Source organism: Sphingomonas mesophila (genome assembly GCF_003499275.1).
In the GTDB taxonomy this organism is placed as follows: domain Bacteria; phylum Pseudomonadota; class Alphaproteobacteria; order Sphingomonadales; family Sphingomonadaceae; genus Sphingomicrobium; species Sphingomicrobium mesophilum.
Map to the genome: position 1 here is coordinate 1,856,574 of NZ_QWDF01000001.1, position 19,639 is coordinate 1,876,212.

General features: G+C 67.3%; 12 protein-coding genes. 7 read left to right on the top strand and 5 right to left on the bottom strand.

Features of this window, described 5'->3' with window-relative positions; translation table 11 throughout:
- Nucleotides 1-90: 90 nt before the first annotated feature.
- Nucleotides 91-2,181 (top strand): RelA/SpoT family protein, encoded by a 2,091-nt coding sequence (locus D0Z60_RS09295; protein WP_118858531.1) that lies wholly within the window; start codon nt 91-93, stop codon nt 2,179-2,181.
- Here the strand turns inward: D0Z60_RS09295 and D0Z60_RS09300 are convergent.
- Nucleotides 2,178-4,466 carry an NADP-dependent malic enzyme gene (locus D0Z60_RS09300; protein ID WP_118857976.1) on the bottom strand — a complete coding sequence of 763 codons (2,289 nt, stop codon included), beginning with the start codon at nt 4,464-4,466 and terminating at the stop codon, nt 2,178-2,180. The genes D0Z60_RS09295 and D0Z60_RS09300 overlap by 4 nt on opposite strands.
- Nucleotides 4,467-4,556: 90 nt before the next feature.
- Here D0Z60_RS09300 and mutS point away from each other — a divergent pair, with 90 nt between their 5' ends.
- Together mutS and D0Z60_RS09310 are read left to right on the top strand one after the other, a co-directional pair.
- Entirely contained in the window at nt 4,557-7,169 is a 2,613-nt protein-coding gene (gene mutS, locus D0Z60_RS09305) for a DNA mismatch repair protein MutS (RefSeq protein ID WP_118857977.1), read from the top strand.
- Nucleotides 7,166-9,880: a [protein-PII] uridylyltransferase gene (locus D0Z60_RS09310; protein ID WP_240325600.1), complete on the top strand. Its 2,715-nt coding sequence runs from the start codon at nt 7,166-7,168 to the stop codon at nt 9,878-9,880. Before mutS ends, D0Z60_RS09310 begins: the two co-directional genes overlap by 4 nt.
- Before the next feature lie 47 nt (nt 9,881-9,927).
- On the opposite strand, the gene D0Z60_RS09315 is transcribed toward D0Z60_RS09310, so the two are convergent.
- The 3 genes from D0Z60_RS09315 to thrS all read right to left on the bottom strand — a co-directional run bounded on the left by D0Z60_RS09315 (nt 9,928) and on the right by thrS (nt 15,892).
- The gene (locus D0Z60_RS09315) at nt 9,928-13,050 is read right to left on the bottom strand and encodes a TonB-dependent receptor (protein ID WP_275896714.1); all 3,123 of its coding nucleotides are present in this window, start codon (nt 13,048-13,050) and stop codon (nt 9,928-9,930) included.
- A 167-nt stretch (nt 13,051-13,217) separates the two neighbouring features.
- Complete coding sequence (infC, locus tag D0Z60_RS09320) at nt 13,218-13,748, bottom strand: translation initiation factor IF-3 (RefSeq protein WP_118857978.1); 531 nt, start codon at nt 13,746-13,748, stop codon at nt 13,218-13,220.
- 131 nt (nt 13,749-13,879) lie between these two features.
- Nucleotides 13,880-15,892 (bottom strand): threonine--tRNA ligase, encoded by a 2,013-nt coding sequence (gene thrS, locus D0Z60_RS09325; protein WP_118857979.1) that lies wholly within the window; start codon nt 15,890-15,892, stop codon nt 13,880-13,882.
- Between the two features lie 140 nt (nt 15,893-16,032).
- On the opposite strand from thrS, the gene D0Z60_RS09330 reads away from it, so the two are divergent.
- The 4 genes from D0Z60_RS09330 to D0Z60_RS09345 all read left to right on the top strand — a co-directional run bounded on the left by D0Z60_RS09330 (nt 16,033) and on the right by D0Z60_RS09345 (nt 18,160).
- Nucleotides 16,033-16,629 carry a hypothetical protein gene (locus tag D0Z60_RS09330; RefSeq protein ID WP_162888180.1) on the top strand — a complete coding sequence of 199 codons (597 nt, stop codon included), beginning with the start codon at nt 16,033-16,035 and terminating at the stop codon, nt 16,627-16,629.
- Nucleotides 16,626-16,820 carry a helix-turn-helix transcriptional regulator gene (locus D0Z60_RS09335; RefSeq protein ID WP_118857981.1) on the top strand — a complete coding sequence of 65 codons (195 nt, stop codon included), beginning with the start codon at nt 16,626-16,628 and terminating at the stop codon, nt 16,818-16,820. Before D0Z60_RS09330 ends, D0Z60_RS09335 begins: the two co-directional genes overlap by 4 nt.
- A gap of 4 nt (nt 16,821-16,824) precedes the next feature.
- Entirely contained in the window at nt 16,825-17,745 is a 921-nt protein-coding gene (locus D0Z60_RS09340) for an alpha/beta fold hydrolase (RefSeq protein WP_118857982.1), read from the top strand.
- 112 nt (nt 17,746-17,857) lie between these two features.
- Nucleotides 17,858-18,160 (top strand): excalibur calcium-binding domain-containing protein, encoded by a 303-nt coding sequence (locus D0Z60_RS09345; RefSeq protein ID WP_240325661.1) that lies wholly within the window; start codon nt 17,858-17,860, stop codon nt 18,158-18,160.
- Nucleotides 18,161-19,062: 902 nt separating this feature from the next.
- Here the strand turns inward: D0Z60_RS09345 and D0Z60_RS09350 are convergent.
- Nucleotides 19,063-19,530: a helix-turn-helix domain-containing protein gene (locus D0Z60_RS09350; protein ID WP_118857983.1), complete on the bottom strand. Its 468-nt coding sequence runs from the start codon at nt 19,528-19,530 to the stop codon at nt 19,063-19,065.
- Between the last annotated feature and the right edge of the window lie 109 nt (nt 19,531-19,639).

Sequence of the window (19,639 nt, forward strand, 5' to 3'; positions counted from 1 at the left end):
CCGTCAGGGGCGGTCCTTCGGCCAATGCGGCCGAGCGGCCGTCCCTTTTCGCACTTGCGGTAAGGGGGCGTCTCCCCCCACATGGTCGCCATGCTCCGCCAATATGAGCTGATCGAGAGAGTAAGGGCCTACGACCCCGACGCCGACGAGGCGCTGATCAACCGCGCCTACGTCTTCTCGATGAAGGCGCACGGGGCCCAGGTGCGGGCGTCGGGCGACCCCTATTTCAGCCATCCGATCGAAGTCGCCGGCATCCTCACCGATCTGAAGCTCGACGACGAGACGATCGTCACCGCCATCCTCCACGACACGATCGAGGACACGGTCGCCACCCCCGAGCAGATCGAGAAATTGTTCGGGACATCGGTGGCGCGGCTGGTCGATGGGGTGACCAAGCTCAGCAAGATCGAGGCGCAGTCGGAGAACGAGCGCCAGGCCGAGAATCTGCGCAAGTTCCTGCTCGCGCTGTCGGGCGACATCCGCGTGCTGCTGGTCAAGCTCGCCGACCGGCTGCACAACATGCGCACGCTCCATCACATCAAGAATGAGGACAAGCGCCGGCGGATCGCGCGCGAGACGATGGATATCTACGCCCCGCTGGCGGAGCGGATCGGCATGTACGAGATGATGACCGAGATGCAGACGCTGGCGTTCCGCGAGCTGGAGCCCGACGCGTTCGCCTCGATCACCCGGCGCCTCAACCAGCTCCACGCGGCCGGCGGCGACCTGGTCAGCCGTATCGGGCTGGGCCTGCAGCTCCATCTCGCCGACCACGGTCTCGACGCCGAGGTCACCGGGCGCGAGAAGCACCCCTTTTCGATCTGGAAGAAGATGGCCGAGCGGCACATCAGCTTCGAGCAATTGTCGGACGTGATGGCGTTCCGGGTGATCGTCGACAAGGTTGAGGATTGCTACCGCGCGCTGGGCCACATCCACGAGCGCTGGCCAATGGTGCCGGGGCGGTTCAAGGACTTCATCTCGACGCCCAAGCGCAACGGCTACCGAAGCCTGCACACGTCGGTCATCCACGATTCGAAGATGCGCATCGAGGTCCAGATCCGAAGCCGCGACATGCACGCCCAGGCCGAGCGCGGGCTTGCGGCGCACTGGGCCTATAAGGAAGGCAAGCCGGCCGCCGACCTGCACGTGCCGTGGGTCGACGAGCTGGTCGAGATCCTGGAGCACGCCGACAGCCCCGAGGAGCTGCTCGAGCATACGCGCATGGCGATGTACCAGGATCGCATTTTCGCGTTCACTCCCAAGGGCGAGCTGATCCAGCTGCCCAAGGGCGCGACTCCGGTCGATTTCGCTTATGCGGTGCACACCGATCTGGGCGACCGCACGGTCGGCGCCAAGGTCAACGGGCGGGTGGTGCCGCTGCGCACGCTGCTCGACAATGGCGACCAGGTCGAAATCCTCGCGTCGGAGGCGCAGCACCCGCAGCCGAGCTGGCTACGGTTCGTGGCGACGGGCAAGGCGCGCTCGTCGATCCGCCGCTTCGTGCGCCACAAGGAGCGCGACGAGACGATCGAGCTGGGACGCAAGATCTATGACGAGATCGTCGGGCGGCTGCCGGCACCGCTGGCCGGAGAAGCGCTCGGCCGGGCGGTCAAGAAGTTCAAGCTCGAGGACAGCGAAGCGCTGATGATGGCGATCGCCCGCAAGCGCATCCGCGACGAGGAAGTGATGGAGGCGCTGATGCCGGGCTCGGCCGGCGGCGACACCGCGCGGCGGCCGCCGGCGCAGCGCCAGGCGATCTCGATCAAGGGGCTGACGCCGGGCGTCGCCTTTCATCTCGCCGATTGCTGCCACCCGATCCCGGGCGACCGGATCGTCGGCCTGAGGCGCGAGGACGAGAGCATCGAGGTCCACGTCATCGGCTGCGACCGGCTGGCCAGCGGGATCGATGCCGACTGGCTCGACCTGGCGTGGGGCGACGAGAGCGAGGGCGGTCGGGCGCGGCTGTGCGTCATCCTGCGCGACGTCGCCGGGGCGTTGGGCGAGATGGCGGGGATGATGGGCGCGCAGCGGGCCAATATCGTCAACCTGGCGCTGGTCCACCGCGACGGCAGCTTCCACACCTTCCACCTCGACGTCGAGGTCGACGACCTCGCCCACCTCCACGCCTTGCTGGCCGCGCTGCGCTCGGCAGACAGCGTGTCGAGCGCGGAGCGGCTCTAGGCCTTCCGCGCTTTCGGCTTGCGGATCGAGTCGGCGCCGCCGGCGGCGAGCACGGCGAGGGTGACGAGGTCGGACGAGGCGGCGGTCATCGGCGCGATCTGGACCGGCAGCGGCATGCCCAGCAGATAGGGGCCGAGCACGCTTTCGCCGCCCAGCGCGCGCAACAGCTTGGCCGAGATGTTGGCCGATTGCAGGCCCGGCATGATGAGGATGTTGGCCGGGCCGGTGAGCCGGCTGAACGGGTAGAATTTGCGCTGCATGTCGAACGTCAGGGCGACGTCCGGGCCCATCTCGCCTTCATATTCGAAATCGGTGACGAGCGTGTCTAGCAGCTTCACCGCGTCGCGCAGCTCGGCGATGTGGCGGCCGGGCGGATTGCCGAAGGTGGTGTAGCTGATGAACGCGACCCGCGGGTCCTGGCCCATGCGGCGGGCGAAGGCGGCCGAGCGGATGGCGATGGCGGCGAGCTGCTCGGCGGTCGGGCGCTCGGTCACCGCGGTGTCGGCGATCATGATCGTGCGCTGGCGCCCGACGACGACGTTGATTCCGAACGGTTCGGTGCCGTTCTCCTCGTCGAGCACGACCCGGACCTCGCGCAGCGACTGGCTGAACGGGCGGGTGGTGCCGGTGATCATCGCGTCGCCCTCGCCGAGCGCGAGCATGGCGGTGGCGAAGATGTTGCGGTCCATGTTGACCATCCGCTCGGCCTCGCGGCGCAGCATGCCGTGGCGCTGGCGGCGCTTGTAGAGATGCTCGACGGCGCGGTCGACGAGCGGCGAGTTGCGGCTGTTGAGCACCTCGTAGCTTTCGGCGTCGTCGACTCCCAGCGCGCGCAGCCGGTCGTGGACGTCTTCGCGACCGACCAGCACGGGCACCCCGTAGCCGCCCTCCTTGAAGGCGATCGCGGCGCGCAGGACGTTCTCCTCCTCGCCTTCGGCGAACAACACGCGCTTGGGATTGGCCTTGGCCGCCTCGAATGCCAGGCTCAGCGCCGAAGCGGTCGGATTGAGCCGCTTGCGAAGCTCGCTTCGATAGACTTCGAAATCGCGGATCGGGCGGCGCGCGACGCCGCTGTCCATCGCCGCTCGGGCAACGGCGACGGGGACGATCTCGATCAGCCGCGGATCGAACGGCGCGGGGATGATGTAGTCGAGCCCGAAATGGTGGGCGGTCCCGCCATAGGCCGAGGCGACTTCCTCCGGCACCGCCTCGCGCGCCAGCGCGGCGAGCGCTTCGGCGGCAGCGATCTTCATCTCGTCGTTGATGCCGGTCGCGCGCACGTCGAGCGCGCCGCGGAAGATGAACGGGAAGCCGAGGACGTTGTTGACCTGGTTCGGATAGTCCGAGCGGCCGGTGGCGATGATCGCGTCCGGACGTACCGCGCGCGCCTCCTCGGGCAGGATCTCGGGCACCGGATTGGCCATTGCGAAGATGATCGGCTGGGGCGCCATGGCGGCAACCATTTCGGGCTTGAGCGCTCCCGCCGCGCTGAGGCCGAGGAACACGTCGGCACGTTTCAGCGCCTCCTCCAGGCTGCGCGCCTCGGTCGGGACGGCGTGGGCCGATTTGAACTGGTCCATCTTGTCGCGGCCGGGATAGAGCGGGCCGGAGCGGTCGCACATGATGACGTGGTCGTGGCGGACACCCATCGACTTGATCAATTCGGTGCAGGCGATCGCCGCCGCGCCGGCGCCGTTGACCACCACCTTGATATCCTTGAGCGCGCGCCCGGTGAGGTGGCAGGCGTTGATCAGCCCGGCGGCGGTAATGATCGCCGTGCCGTGCTGGTCGTCGTGGAACACCGGGATGTTCATCCGCTCCTTAAGCGCCTGCTCGATGATGAAGCATTCCGGCGCAGCGATGTCCTCGAGGTTGATCCCGCCGAAGCTCGGCTCGAGCAAAGCCACCGCCTCGATGAACTTGTCGGCGTCGGCGGTGTCGAGCTCAAGGTCGATCGAATCGACGTCGGCGAAGCGCTTGAACAGCACCGCCTTGCCTTCCATCACCGGCTTCGAAGCGAGCGCGCCGAGGTTGCCAAGGCCAAGGATGGCGGTGCCGTTGGAAATGACCGCGACGAGATTGCCTTTGGCGGTGAGATCGTAGGCGCGATCCGGATCGGCGGCGATCTCCTCGACCGGGATCGCCACGCCGGGCGAATAGGCGAGGCTGAGGTCGCGCTGGGTGGCCATCGGCTTGGAGGCGATGATTTCGATCTTGCCGGGCCGGCCGCGGGCGTGGAAATCGATCGCCTCGTCGCGGGTGAATTTGACGTTGCTTTCGCTCAAAGCGCTCTCCCTTGCGGCAGCGCTTTAGCGGCCTTTGGAGCGATGAGTCACCCTCGCTTGGGCGAAGCTTTGGGGCTAGCAGGGGAAGCGATGGCCCGAAGCGACGAGACCGGCGGCAAGGTAACGCCGATGATGGCGCAATATCATGCGCTCAAGGCCGAGGCCGGCGATGCCCTGCTGTTCTACCGGATGGGCGATTTCTTCGAATTGTTCTTCGACGATGCGAAGGCCGCCGCGGCGTGCCTCGACATCGCGCTGACCAAGCGCGGCGCCGATGGCGGCGAGCCGGTGCCGATGTGCGGCGTTCCGGTCCATTCGGCCGAGGTCTATCTGGCGCGCCTGATCCGCGGCGGCTTCGCGGTTGCGATCGCCGAGCAGATCGAAAGCCCGGCCGAGGCGCGGCGGGCGCGCGGATCTAAGGCGCTGGTCGAGCGGGCGATCGTCCGGCTGGTTACTGCCGGGACGCTGACCGAGGAGGCGCTGCTGGCGCCGGCCGCAGCGAACTGGCTGGCGGCGGTGGCCCGGGCTGGCGAGGAATGGGCGGTCGCAGCGGCGGACATCTCGACGGGTCGGTTCGAGATCACGCGCTGCGGCTTCGGCGAACTGAAGAGCGAACTGGCGCGGATCGATCCGGCCGAGACGATTTGCGACGGCACGGTCCCGGGGATCGCGGCGCGGCCGGGCAAGGGCGGGTTCGACAGCGCCGGCGGCGAGCGGGCGCTCAAGGCGCGGTTCGCGGTCGCCACGCTCGACGGGTTCGGGGAGTTGAGCCGCGCCGAGCTGGCGGCGGCGGGGGGCCTGCTGGCCTATCTCGACGCGACCCAGAAAGACTCGGGCGTGTTCCTGGCCGCGCCGCGGCGCGTGGCGCGCGACGCGCATGTCGGGATCGACCAGGCGACCCGCGACAGCCTCGAGATCTGCCGCTCGGCGCGCGGCGAGGTGAAGGGCAGCCTGTGGCACGAGGTCGACCGCTGCGTCACGGCGGCAGGACGGCGGATGCTTGCCAGCGATTTGTCCGCGCCACTGACCGAGCGCCGGGCGATCGAGCGGCGGCTGGCGCTGGTCCAGCATTTCCACGATCAGCAGCCGCTGCGTGCGCGGGTGCGCGAGGCGCTGAAGGCGATGCCCGATATCGGCCGGGCGCTCGGGCGGCTGGTGGCCGGGCGCGGCGGACCGCGCGACCTGGCGCAATTGCGCGACGGGCTCATGGCTGCGGCCGCGCTGCGCGATCAATGGAACGGCGGTGGGCCGCTGCCCGATCTGCTCAAGGAAATGATGCCGGCGCTCGGCGGCCATGCCGCTTTAACCGACCGGCTGGCGCTGGCGCTGGTCGACAGCCCGCCGATCGAGGCGGCGAAAGGCGGTTATATTGCGACGGGCTTCGACCCCGCGCTCGATGCCCTGCGGGAGGCGTCGAGTGACGGCCGGCGGGCCATCGCCGCGCTCGAGGCGCGCTATCGCGAGGCGACCGGCGTGGCGGCGCTCAAGATCCGCCACAATGCGGTGCTCGGCTATCATATCGAAGTGCCGGCGCGGCATGCCGACCGGCTGATGGCGCCGGACAGCGGCTTCGCGCATCGCCAGACGCTGGCGGGAGTTGTCCGGTTCAATTCGCCCGACCTGCATGAGGAAGCGGGGCGCGTCGTCGAGGCCGGGGCGCACGCGCTGGCAGCGGAAGCCGCGCACCTTCAACGACTGACCGCGTTGGCGGTCGAGCGGCGCGAGGCGATCGCCGAGACCGCGGATGCGGTGGCGCGGATCGATGTCGCCGCGGCCAATGCCGAGCGCGCCGCCGTGGACGGCTGGTGCCTGCCGGCGCTTGAGGATCAGCCGTGCCTGGAGATCAGCGCCGGGCGCCATCCGGTGGTCGAGCGCGCGCTGCGCGAGACCGGCGAGCGGTTCGTCGCCAACGACGTTGCGCTCGGGCCGGCCGACCGGCTGTGGCTGATCACCGGCCCCAACATGGGCGGCAAGTCGACTTTCCTCAGGCAAGCGGCGCTGATCGTGCTGCTCGCCCAGGCCGGCTGCTACGTGCCCGCCGCGGCGGCGCGGATCGGGATCGTCGATCGCCTGTTTAGCCGTGTGGGAGCCTCGGACAATCTGGCGCGCGGCCGCTCGACTTTCATGGTCGAGATGGTCGAAACGGCCGCTATCCTGGCGCAGGCGACCTCGCGCAGCCTGGTGATACTCGACGAAATCGGGCGCGGCACCTCCACCTATGACGGATTGGCGATCGCCTGGGCGGTGGTCGAGGCGATGCACGACACGGTCCGCGCGCGAACCCTGTTCGCGACCCACTATCACGAGCTGACCAGGCTCGCCGGACGGCTCGACGGGCTGTCGCTGCACCATGTCCGGGCGCGTGAATGGAAGGGCGATCTGGTCCTGCTGCACGAAGTGGCCAAGGGGGCGGCCGACCGCAGTTACGGGATTGCCGTGGCGCGGCTCGCCGGGCTGCCTGCCGCGGTGGTCTCCCGCGCGAAGGAGGTGCTGGCCAAGCTCGAGAAGGGACGCGAGGCGACCGGCGGGATCGCCGCGGGGCTCGACGACCTGCCGCTGTTCGCCGCCGCGATCCCGAGCGAGCCGGCGAGCAATCCGGTGGCCGATGCGCTGGCGGAGATCGAGCCCGACCGTTTGAGCCCGCGCGAAGCGCTCGAGGCGATTTACCGGTTGAAGCAATTGGCGAGCGAGCGCGGCGGATGATCAGGCCGCGCTTCGAGCTAATCGAGGAGCGGCGCGCGATCATCGACCGGCGGGCGCTGGCCGAGCGAATGATGGGCCTGGATGGCGACGCTCAAGCGGGCCTGCTCGACGCGGCGCTTCGCAACGGTCGCGCACAGATTGCCCAGCGGCTTGCGATTGCTCCGGCGCGCGGGCGCAGGGCGGCAGCGGCGATGGCCTATCTCGCCGACCAGATCCTGCGACTGACCATGGATCTCACGGCCGTTGGGGAAACAGACGACAGCCTGGCGCTGATCGGCCTCGGCGGCACCGGACGCGGCGAAATGGCGCCGTACAGCGATGTCGACCTGCTGTTCCTCGTGCCCCCAGGCGCGCACGGCGCCTGTGCGAGCCGGATCGAGGCGATCCTCGGGATGCTGTGGCAACTCGGCTGGAAGGTCGGCCATGCGGTGCGCGATCCGGGTGAGCTGATGCAGCTGGCCGGCGAGGATCTCACCATCCGTACGGCCTTCCTCGAGGCCAGATGGATTTGGGGCGACCAGGCGCTGTTCGACTCGGCCTGGGCGGAGTTCGCGCGGGCCTTTGTCGGAACCCACGACAAGGCGTTCGTCGCGGCCAAAATGGCCGAGCGCGATGAGCGGCACCGGCGCATGGGCGACAGCCGCTATGTCGTTGAGCCCAACATCAAGGACGGCAAGGGCGGGCTTCGCGATCTCCACACGCTGCGCTGGATCGCCGCGTCGGCGCTGGGGATCGACAGCAGCGCCGGGCTGGTCGAGGCGGGACTGCTGAGCGCGGCCGAGCAGCGGCGGTTCGAGCGCGCCGAGCGTTTCCTGTGGGCGGTACGCTGCCACCTTCACCTGATTGCCGGCCGCGCCGAGGAGCGGCTTGGCTTCGACCACCAGCGCGAGATCGCCGCCGCGCTGCGCTACGCCGACCGGCCGGGCAAGTCGGCGGTCGAGCGGTTCATGCAATTCTACTTCTTGCAGGCCAAGGCGGTCGGCGACCTGACCGGGATCCTGCTGGCCCAGATCGACGATCGGCTGGGGGCACGCGGGCGGCGCTTTGCCCTGCCGACGTTCCGCCGCAGGCCGGGCAAGCTCAACGGCTTCTGCCTCGACCGCGGGCGTTTGTCGGTGCCGAACGAGCGCTTCCTCGCCGAGCGGCCGCAGCGGCTGATCGAACTATTTGCGCTGGCAGCCCGCGAGGGGCTGGAGATCCACCCGGCGGCGATGCGCTCGGCGGCGCGCAGCGTGCGGCTGGTCGACGGGGTGCGCGACGACCCCGAGGCCAATGCCTTGTTCCTCGAGGTGCTGACCAGCCGAGCCCAGCCGGACCTGGTGCTGCGCTGGATGAACGAGGCCGGGGTGTTCGGCCGCTTCGTGCCCGACTTCGGCCGGGTCGTCGCGCAGATGCAGTTCGACATGTACCATCACTACACGGTCGACGAGCACACCATCCGGGCGATCGGGCTGACCGCGGCGATCGAGCGCGGTGAAATGGCCGAGGATCATCCGCTGTCGACCGCCCTGTTCCGTCAATTGGGATCGCGCCGGACACTCTATGTCGCGGTGCTGTTGCACGACATCGCCAAGGGCCGCGGCGGCGACCATAGCGAGATCGGGGCGGAGATCGCGCTCGAGCTTTGCCCGCGGCTCGGGCTCGACGAAGCGGAGACCGAGACCGTCGCCTGGCTGGTGCGCCACCATCTGCTGATGAGCCGCACGGCACAGCGGCGCGACCTCAGCGATCCGGCCACGATCACCGAATTCGCCAACGCCGTGCAGAGCCCCGAGCGGCTCCGCCTGCTGCTGATCCTGACCGTCGTCGACACCCGCGCGGTCGGGCCTGGCACGTGGAACGACTGGAAGCGGCGGCTGCTTCGCCAGCTGTACGATTCGACCGAGGAGAAATTGCGGCTCGGCCACAAGCAGCGCGGGCGGAGCGAAGCGGTCACCGCGCGGCAGGACGAGCTGCGCGCGCAACTGGGCTGGCCGGCGGCATCGTTCCGAGCGCACGCACGGCGGCTGCCCGACAGCTATTGGATCGCCGAGCCGATCGACTGGCAGCGCGCCAACGCGCTCCAGATCGCCGAGGCCGAGGCACAGGTCGGCGAGATCGCGCCGAGCGTCAGCGTCGCTGATGAGCCGGAGCTGGCGGCGACCCGAGTGAGCGTGTTCGCGCCCGACCGGCCCGGACTATTCTATCGCATCTGCGCCGGGCTGGCGGCGGCGGGCGCGTCGATCGTCGATGCGCGAATCCACACCACGCGCGATGGGTTGGCGCTCGATAATCTCGTCGTCCTGACCGGCCAGGGCCGTGCCTATGGCGACCAGCGGATGCGCGGCCGATTGGCGCGCGCGGTCGAGCAAGCGATTGGCGGCGAGACGCTCCCGACCCTCCCGGCGATTTCGCCGATCGCTCGACGCCAAGCCGCGTTCCGGATCGCGCCATCGGTCGTGATCGCCCCGCGCGCGTCGAACCGGACGACGGTGATCGAGGTCAAGGCGCGCGACCGCGCCGGACTGCTGGCGCGGCTCGCATTGGCGATCCACAGCCAGGGGCACCACGTCCATTCGGCGCATATCGCCACCTATGGCGAACGTGCGGTCGATACCTTCTACGTCACCAACGGCGCCGGCCGGAAACTGGCAGTCGGCGAGGCCGAGGAGCTTCGCCGGGCGCTGCTGGCAGCGGCGGCCGAGGACGCAGTGGACCTTCGCGCCGCATAGAAAAAAAGGGCCCCACCCGAAGGTGAGGCCCCGGATCGGTTGCGCCTTTAGCCGCGCTCGGGTTCCGGCGGCGGCGGCGGAGGCGGAGGCGGCGGAGGGCAGCTTTCCGTCGCCAGGATCACCGAGCCATCCGGGCAGGTCTGGGTTGCCGGAGCGGGCGGCGGCGGGGGCGGCGGCGGCGCTTCGACCACCTCCTCGACCACCCGCGGAGCTGGCTGCCACTTGGCACGCAGCGTCAGGCCGTACATCCGCGGATCGCCGAGGAAGGCGGCATAAAGCTGGTTCGAGCGGTTGGGCGGCGACGGCAGGTTGCAGAAGCCGTTGGCCGCGCCGCGCTCGGTGCAGCTGCCCTGCAGGAAGGCGTCGAACGCAACCTGCTGGTACTTTTCGTTGAACAGGTTCTGGGCCCACAATTCGATCGCCCACGCGCGGTTGGCGCCGGTCAGGCCGATGCGCCCGTTGACCACCGTATAGGCGGGCTGGGTCTTCTCGATATCGAGGTCCGAGCCGGTATTGTACTTCGAGTTGTGGCGAACGTCGAAATAGACGAGGCCGCGCATCCCGCTGTTACCGATCGGCGGGGTCCACGAAATCGACGAGGTGAGCGTCAGCGGCGAGGCCGTCGACACGCGCCGGCCGGGCAGCTGGAACAAGGCGTTGGTGAGCGGCCGGCCATCGGCGCCGACCAGATCGTCCTGATAGCGGGTGTCGGCATAGGTCAGGCCGGCATTCCACATCACGTTGCTGAGCGGCCGGGTGAACAGTTCGACCTCGACACCCTTCGACACTACGCCGGCGCGTTCCTTGCCGTCGCAGGCGCCGGTCGTCGGGCTGTTGTCGCTGTCCGCGCCGTTGAGATCGTCCGAGCAGCTGTTGATGTTCTCGACGATGAAGTTGACGCCGTTGAAGGTGTTCAGCTGGAAGTTGCGGAACGACTGGTGGAACAGCGCGACGTTGAGATCGAACCAGGTGCCATTGTACTTGGCGCCGAGCTCGAACGCGTCGTTGGTCTCCGCCTTGAACTCGAGCTGGTCGATGGTCGACGGAACACAGCCCAACGGCTGCGCACCGGTCTGCGGGCAGACCGCGCCGGCGACATTCAGGCCGAACGAATTCTGTGAAATCTGCCGGGAGAAAGCGGTCCGATCGAGGTTGAAGCCGCCCGCCTTGTAGCCGCGCGAATAGCTGAGATAGGTCAGCAAGCGATCGACCGGCTTGAAGCTGAGCACCGCAGTGCCCGACAGCTTGTTCTCGGTGCGCTTGCCGTCATATTCCTGCAAGCCGCCCGGCACCCTCGGGATGACGCACGGCAGCTGCGCGAGCGAGCCGCCGGTGAATGCGGCGCACGACGTCAGATTGTCGGTCAGCGTCGCATCGAGCTTCTTGGTTTCGGTGGTGTAGCGAAGACCAAGCGTCAGCTTGAGGCGCGGCGTGATCGCGAAGATATTGTGCGTGAACAGCGCGAAGTTGTTGCTGGTCTGGCGATAGTCGTCGACGAACCCCTGGTCCTGGAACAGGAACGGCGCGCCGTTGACGATGCCGAGGTTCTGGAAGCCGTTGTTGGTGAACGGCGCGGCGCTGAAGTTGATCGCCGGGACAATCGTCGTCGGCCCGGCGAGCAGCGCCGGATTGTTGAGCCGGGCAAAGGCGCCAATCGCGGTGATCGTCTGCGCCAGCGACGTCGCCGCGGCGAGGTTGCCGCCCGCAACAGCAGCGTTGAACGAGGCGATCAGGCCGCCCGAAGCCAGCGGCGCGTCGCGCACGCCCTGGGCGATCGCGCTGCTGAAGCAGGTGTCGCCGTCCGCCGGAGTGACCAACCCGGGCTGGTTGGCGATGCGGGCGAAGGTCACCGCAGCGAGGCACGACGACAGATCGTCAAAGTCGCGACCGTAGCGGTTGGAGTCGCGGCTGCGCAGCTTCTCGTTCGCGTAATAGCCGCCGATCAGCCAGTCGAACCGGTCGCCCCAGGTTGTCCCCTGGAGGCGCAGTTCCTGGCTGAACGTCTTGAACTGGTTGAACGCGGTGCCGTCGTCCGGGCGGTAAGCGAAATCGAGGTTCGAGTAGTCGATGTCGGTGCCGCGAATGACCTTGTTGTAGCGATAAGCGGTGATGCTGGTCAGCTCGGCCGGCCCGAAGTCGTAGGTGGCTTCGCCGGACAGGCCCCAATCCTTGACGTCGCCGCGATAGCTGCGGCCGGGCGAGATCACGACGTCGCGCTCATAGGTGTCGTCGGGGATGATGCCGCCGATGCCGGTGAGCAACGGGGCGAAGGTCGACGGCTGGCGGGTCGCGCCGCCGCTGCCGTCGCCAAGCGCATCGCTGACCGGTAGATACGGCGCCGCGCAGCATTCCTCGTCGCGAGTCGAATAATCGCCTATCACGCGCAGCGAGAAATTGTCGTCGGGCTGGTAAAGCGCCTGGCCGCGCACCATCCAGCGGTCGCGGTCGTTGACGTCGCGTCCCGAGACCAGATCCTCGACGAAGCCGTCACGCTTGACCATGACGCCGTCGATGCGCGCGGCGAGCGAGTCAGTGATCGGGCCGGTGGCGCCCATCTCGAACCGGCGCAGGTCGTAATTGCCGATCGTCGCTTCGCCATAGATTTCAGGAGTGAAGCGCGGCTTGGCAGTGATCACGTGGATGAGGCCGGCCGAGGTGTTGCGGCCGAACAGCGTGCCTTGCGGGCCGCGCAGCACCTCCACCCGGTCGATCGGGCCGAGTTCGGTCAGCGCGGTGCCGATGCGGCTGCGGTAGACGCCGTCGATGAACACGCCGACCGAGCTTTCGAGGCCGGGGTTGTCGCCGACCGTGCCGATACCGCGAATGTTGGCGCGCGCGGCGCCCGCTTCCGACTGGGTCGAGGCGACCGACAGGGACGGGGAAATCTGCTGGACCTGGCGGATGTCGCTGGCACCGGTCTTCTCGAGCTGATCGGCGGTGACCGCCGAAACCGCCATCGGCACGTCGCTCAAGGCTTCGTTGCGGCGGGTCGCGGTGATGACGATCGCATCGTCGTCAGCGCCCTCTGCCTGCTGCGAAGCGGTGTCGACATTGGCTGCGTCGGTCGGCGCCTCGGCCGGAGTCGCGGGTTGCGGCGTGGTGTCCTGCGCATATGCGGGAACCGACAATGTGATGAAGGCCGCCGACAGCAGCCAGGACGTTTTGCGCATTTCTACCCCTCCATTCACACCGCCCGGCGTGGAGCGGCGTAATTGAGCGAGGCTAATCGAGAGCGGCGGCGCAAGGAAGCGAGCCGTAAGGCCGGGGGGCAGAAGGCGGAGCATAGCGACAGAAATGCAACACTTGCCGCGCCCTGCACGCTTTCCGTAGCGTCAGCTTATTTGGGGGCGAGCACCATCAGCATCTGGCGGCCTTCCATGCGCGGGTGGGCCTCGATCTTGGCAAGATCGGCGACCTGTTCCGACGCGCGCTGAAGCACTGCCATGCCGAGCTGACCGTGGGCCATCTCGCGGCCACGGAAGCGCATGGTGAGCTTCACCTTGTCGCCATCCTCGAGAAATTCGACGACCTTCTTCATCTTGGTGTCGTAGTCGTGGTCGTCGATGTTGGGACGCATCTTGATCTCCTTGATCTCCTGCGTCTTCTGCTTCTTGCGCTGCTCGTTGGCCTTTTTCTGGGCTTCGTACTTGTAGCGGCCGATGTCGAGGAACTTGGCGACCGGCGGATCGGCGCCGGGGCTGATCTCGACCAGGTCGAGGCCGACGGACTGGGCCTGCTCGAAGGCCTCCCGGGTGAACATGACGCCCAGATTCTCGCCATTCTCGTCGATCACCCGAACCTTCGGGGCTTGGATGAACTGGTTGAATCGGGGGCCGGTCATCGGCGGCGGCGTCATTGGCCGCCTCATCGGGGGTCGTATAGCAGGCTCTCCTTGTGAGTCGTTGTCAGCGCGCGAGTTAGGCGCTTCGGCGCGCCAAGGGAAGGCTGCGCCAGAAGCGCAAACCATTTTTCCGAGGCGCTGTGGCGGCGCGGCGTCAGCTAGCGCAGGTCCGGCGGGACAGCCTCGGCGGCGAAGGCGGCGACCGCCTCGTCGAGGCGCATCACCTGCTGGTGCTCGTCGCTGCCGAGGCGGCGGACCGCGACGCTGCCCTCTTCGGCCTCGCGCTTGCCGACCACCAGCAGCAGCGGGACCTTGGCCAGGCTGTGCTCGCGCACCTTGTAATTGATCTTCTCGTTGCGGACGTCGGCCTCGGCGCGAAGGCCGGCGGCCTGGAGCTTCTCAACGACCTCGCGGGCATAGTCGTCGGCATCGCTGACAATGGTCGCGACGACGATCTGGCGCGGTGCCAGCCACAACGGGAATTTGCCGGCGTGGTGTTCGATGAGGATGCCGATGAACCGCTCGAAGGTGCCGAGGATCGCGCGGTGGAGCATCACCGGACGATGCTTCTCACCGTCCTCGCCGATGTAGGTCGCGTCGAGCCGGTCGGGCAGTACGCGGTCGGACTGGATGGTTCCGACCTGCCAAGTGCGGCCGATGGCGTCGGTGAGGTGGAATTCGAGCTTCGGAGCGTAGAAGGCACCCTCGCCGGGAAGCTCCTCCCAACCGTAGTCGTCGGTCGCCCGGCCCGACGCGGCGACCGCGTCGCGCAGCTCGGCCTCGGCCTGATCCCACATCGCGTCGCTGCCGAAGCGCTTGTCGGGGCGGAGCGCGAGCTTGATGGCGTATGTGTCGAAACCAAGGTCACGGTAGACGCTGTCGAGCAGGTCGCAGAAGCGCTGGACCTCGCCGACGACCTGGTCCTCGCGGCAAAAGATGTGGGCGTCGTCCTGCGTGAACTGGCGCACGCGCATGATGCCGTGGAGCGCCCCGTGCGGCTCGTTGCGATGGCAGCAGCCGAACTCGGCCATGCGGATCGGCAGTTCGCGATAGCTGGTAATGCCCTGCTTGAAGACCAGCACGTGGGCCGGGCAATTCATCGGCTTCAAGGCCATCCAGTCGCCCGCGCCGGAAATGACCGGGCCGTCTTCCTCGACGTTGGGCACTTCGTCAGGGACGACGAACATGTTCTCGCGATATTTGCCCCAGTGGCCGCTTTTCTCCCACTGGCGCGAGTCCATCAGTTGGGGAGTCTTGACCTCGACATAGCCGGCCGCGTCGAGGCGGCGGCGGATGTAGGCCTCGAGCGCGCGCCACACGAGATAGCCGTTGGGGTGCCAGAACACGCTGCCATGGGCCTCGGCCTGGAGGTGGAACAGGTCCATCTCCTGGCCGATCTTGCGATGGTCGCGCTTGGCCGCTTCCTCGAGCCGGACAAGATGCTCGTCGAGTTGCTTCTTGGTGAGCCAGGCGGTGCCGTAGATCCGGCTCAGCATCGGGTTGGCCTGGTCGCCGCGCCAGTAGGCGCCCGACACGCGGGTCAGCTTGAACGCGCGCGGGTCGAGCTTGCCGGTCGAGGGCAAATGCGGGCCGCGGCACAGGTCGATCCAGTCGGCCTCGCCGTGGCCTGTCTTGTACATCGAGATCGGCTCGTCGGCCGGAAGCTCCATCACCCACTCGGCCTTGAACGTCTCGCCGTGGTCGATGAAGAATTGGCGCACCTTCTCGCGGTCCCACACCTGGCGGACGAGCGGCTTGTCGGCGGCGATGACGCGCCGCATCTCCTCCTCGATAGCCGGCAGGTCCTCGTCGGTGAACGGGCCGCGGCCGGGGGGCGGAGCGAAGTCGTAATAGAAGCCGTCGTCGGTCGCCGGGCCGAAGGTGATCTGGGTGCCGGGAAACAGGTTCTGGACCGCCTCAGCAAGAACGTGGGCGAAGTCGTGGCGGACGAGCTCGAGCGCGTCCTTCTCGTCGCGGCTGGTGACCAGCGCCAACGCGGCGTCTCCCTCGAACGGCCGGGTGAGGTCGCGCAGCTCGCCATCGACCCGAGCCGCCAGCGCCGCCTTGGCGAGGCCGGGACCGATCGCCGCGGCGACATCGGCCGGGGTCGCGCCTTCGGGCACCTCGCGGACCGAACCGTCGGGAAGGGAGATCTTGAACATCTGCGACATCGCTGAGGCCAGTAGAGCCGCGCTGGCGGGGCTTCAAGGTGCGGCGAGTGGACAGTGCAGTGGTTTCCTAGATGGCGGCCGCGGGGCGTCAAGGCCGCTTGACATTGCTCCGCGCCGTGATGTAAAGGGTCATTTACATGATGACAAAGGAGCTTGATATGGACGAGGCCAAGACATCGCGCCTGTGGCCGCTGGTCGCGGCGGAGGCGGTGGTGGTCGCGCTGCTGGTCGCGGCGACCTTCGCGTTCGACCTCGACTGGATCGGAGCGGCGCTGATCGTCGCGGCGGTCGCCGGCTTCACCCTCGCCATCGTCCGGAGCGGCGAACGGCGGGCGCGCACGAGCGGCAATTTCTCGCCCGCGATGGCCCGCTACAACCGGCGCATGCTGGCCGGCGGAGCGATCTACGTGGTCGGACTGTTCGGAGCGATCCTGGCCCACGACAACCTCAATCTGCCGAGCGCCGCGGCGTTCCTGGTCGCGCTGGCGCCGTCGATCGGCGTGCTGGCGATGATCGCGGCGATGGGCCGGCTGATCGTCGAGGAGGAGGACGAGTACCTCCGCTACCGCTTCGTCCGCGCCGCCTTGTTCGGGCTCGGCACGCTGCTCACGCTGGCGACGGTGTGGGGCTTCTTCGAGCAGTTCGACCTGGTGCCGCACGCGCCGGGCTGGATGGCGGTGCCGGTGTTCGCGCTCGGCCTGGGGATCGCGCAATGCGGCCGCTGGGGGCGGGAATGAACAACCGCCTCAAGGTGCTCCGGGCGGAACGCGACTGGAGCCAGCAGGACCTCGCCGACCGGCTCGCCGTGTCGCGCCAGAGCGTCAACGCGATCGAGACCGGCAAATACGATCCGTCGCTGCCGCTCGCGTTCCGAATCGCGGCGCTGTTCGACCTGCCGATCGAACGCATCTTCGACCCGAAAGGATAGTTTCATGCTTGCCCGATTGATCGCCGCCGCGCTCGCCGCGAACGCACTCGCCCTCCCCTCGCCAGCCGCTGCGGCCGCCAAAGCCGCGCCCGGCGCCGAGGTCGCCCAGCCGGTGCGCTTCAGCGTGGTGACGCTGGGCAAAGGCCCGGACGTGATCCTGATCCCCGGACTGTCGAGCCGGCGCGAGGTGTTCGCGGCGACCGCCGAGCGGTTGCGCAAGACCCATCGCGTGCACCTGGTGCAGCTGCGCGGGTTCGGCGAGCCGGCCGGAGCCAATGCCGAGGGGCCGGTGCTGGGGCCGTTCGTCGCCGAGCTTGGCGCCTATGCCGCGCGGCTCAAGCGGCCGGCGCTGATCGGCCATTCGATGGGCGGGCTGAGCGCAATGATGATCGCCGCGCGCTTTCCCGACGTGGCGGGGCGGGTGCTGGTGATCGACGCGTTGCCGTTCATCGGGCCGCTGTTCGGCGCGGCCAGCGTGGAGGCGCTGCGCCCGCAGGCCGACATGATGCGCGCGATGCTGCTGAAGAATGCCGGCGCGGCGAAACCCGATTTCGCGCTCAGGACCGACTGCCGCCCCGGCCCGGCTCCGGCGGCGCCGGCCGGCACGATGACCAACAGCGCGCAAGGGGCGTGCCTGGTGGCGGCCGGCGCGAAAAGCTCCGACCTGCGCGTGGTGGCGAGCGTGATGCACGAGGTGATGACAACCGACCTGACGCCCGAGCTGGCGCGGATCCGGGCGCCGCTGACCCTGCTCTACCCGCAGGACGACCGCCTGCTCAGCGCCGAGGCGGCGGCGCGGATTTATGGGGACGCCTATGCGCCGCTGAAGTCGGCGCGGCTGGTGCCGGTCAAGGGCAGCCGTCACTTCATCATGCAGGACCAGCCGGCGGCGTTCGCGCGCGAGGCGGATGCGTTTTTGAAGTAGGGTTCCCAGCCTCGAAAAAAGATAAGTATTTCCTTTACCTAGGGAATTTAGATAAGCTGTCTTCGTCCGGGAGACTTGTAACGTGCGTATTTTATCTGTGATCGCGCTCAGCGTGCTGGCGTCCGCACCGACCCTTCTCCCTTCCGCGCGAGCGTCAGCGCATAGTGGCGGCCTCAACGCGGAAGGGTGTCACAATAATCGGAAGACCGGCGGCTATCACTGCCACGGTGGCGGCAGGTCGGTGAAGGCTTCAAGCATTTCGGGGCCACAGCGGGCATTCGGCGGCGGCGGCGGACGGGGCGCATTCGTCAACTGCTCGGCGGCTCGAGCCGCCGGCGCGGCGCCAGTGCGCGCTGGTGATTCCGGCTACGGTTCACATCTAGATCGCGACGGCGATGGGGTCGGCTGCGAATGATTCTCCCGGCGCTGCCGCTGCTGCAGATAGCGAATATACCTGAGTGCCAGTTGGTGGCGGCGTTGGATGCTTTTTTGGAGTAGGCAGAAACGGATGCTTCGCTCACTGCGCGCGCCGTTCGCCACCTAGCTTTGAATGCCCGTTCAGTTTTGAGCGTGGTCCGCAGCCCATCGACCACTGACGTGCGGGGAGAGGCTCAGGATCGCCAGCATTGCGAAAGCAAAAAGCATCGTCAGCACAAAGACCCGGATGACGACGTTGACCCTGGAGAGTTGGTACCGCCCGAAATACGCTAGCTGGACAGCAGACTTCATCATCGGCAGTCAAACATCGGCCCAACCGGGGGTGGGACAAACACCCACCCCCTAGGCACGCCGACCTCGATCGTGGACTGCCGTGCGCGCGATCGACCTTCGCGCACTGTAGAATCGAGAAAGCGCCAATTCGGGCGATGGAGCGCGCATGATTGCTGCGATCTGCTCTTCGCTGATCGCGAATTGCTCGACTGCAGGATACTTCCAACTCATTGGAAGGACATCACGATAGCCGTGAAAACGCGCATAACACATCCCAACGAACAGTTCTTCAGGACGCGCCGAATGACACAGGCCGCATTGGCCCGGCAATTTGATTTTGGTCCGATCCGATAGTCGTCAGCGTGCCAGAGTGCTGCGAATTTCTTTCAGGCGATGGAGGACCGCATCGATTTGCGCACCGACGTCAGCCGGCGCTTCGATCGAATCGAGCCGAGCAATCGACTCCTCGAGAGACATGATAAGTTGATCAAACACGCGGATACGCTCCGCGGAAGCTACGCGATTAGACATTACAAACACTCCGAGCAAACCCTGTTTACTCGTCGTTAACTGTCTTCGCAAATCCCCTTTGTGCCGTGTCCTGTTTCAGGACATGCGACGCCGGACCTCCTCCAGATAGCGGTTCATGCGATCGATGCCTTGTGGCGTCATTGTCACGATCGCCGTCCGTCCGTCGTTCAAGCTCTTTCGTCGCTCAACAAGACCCTCGCGCTCGATGTGATCAAGCCATCGCAGGGCGGTCGTCTGGGGCGCCCCCGATTCAAAGCAGACGTGGCTGACGTTGAGACGATAGCCGCGGCCGTGCGAGATGTAGACCGCAAGCAACATATCCCAACCCGCTTCGCCGAAGATCTCGGGGCCAAAGAATTCGCCCCGCCTCGCCCGCTGCTTGATGATGTGCTCGGCCAGTTTCAACGACATCTCGGGGATGTCTTCACAAAGATGAACCAGCGGCGCTTCCGAATTCGATTTTCCAGAAATACTCGATCTCTTATCGTTGGTCATTGCTGATTGCAGTCGAAAGGCGCTGATCATCGCGCTTGGGCCGAGCATCCTTCCTATGCGGTTCGCGACCGGAAAGTTTCAAGTGGTAGTCCGATATGGACCAGTTTGTGCCTAGCCTGGCACGGGGCTGCAGGCCGACCGGATTACCTTCTATGAA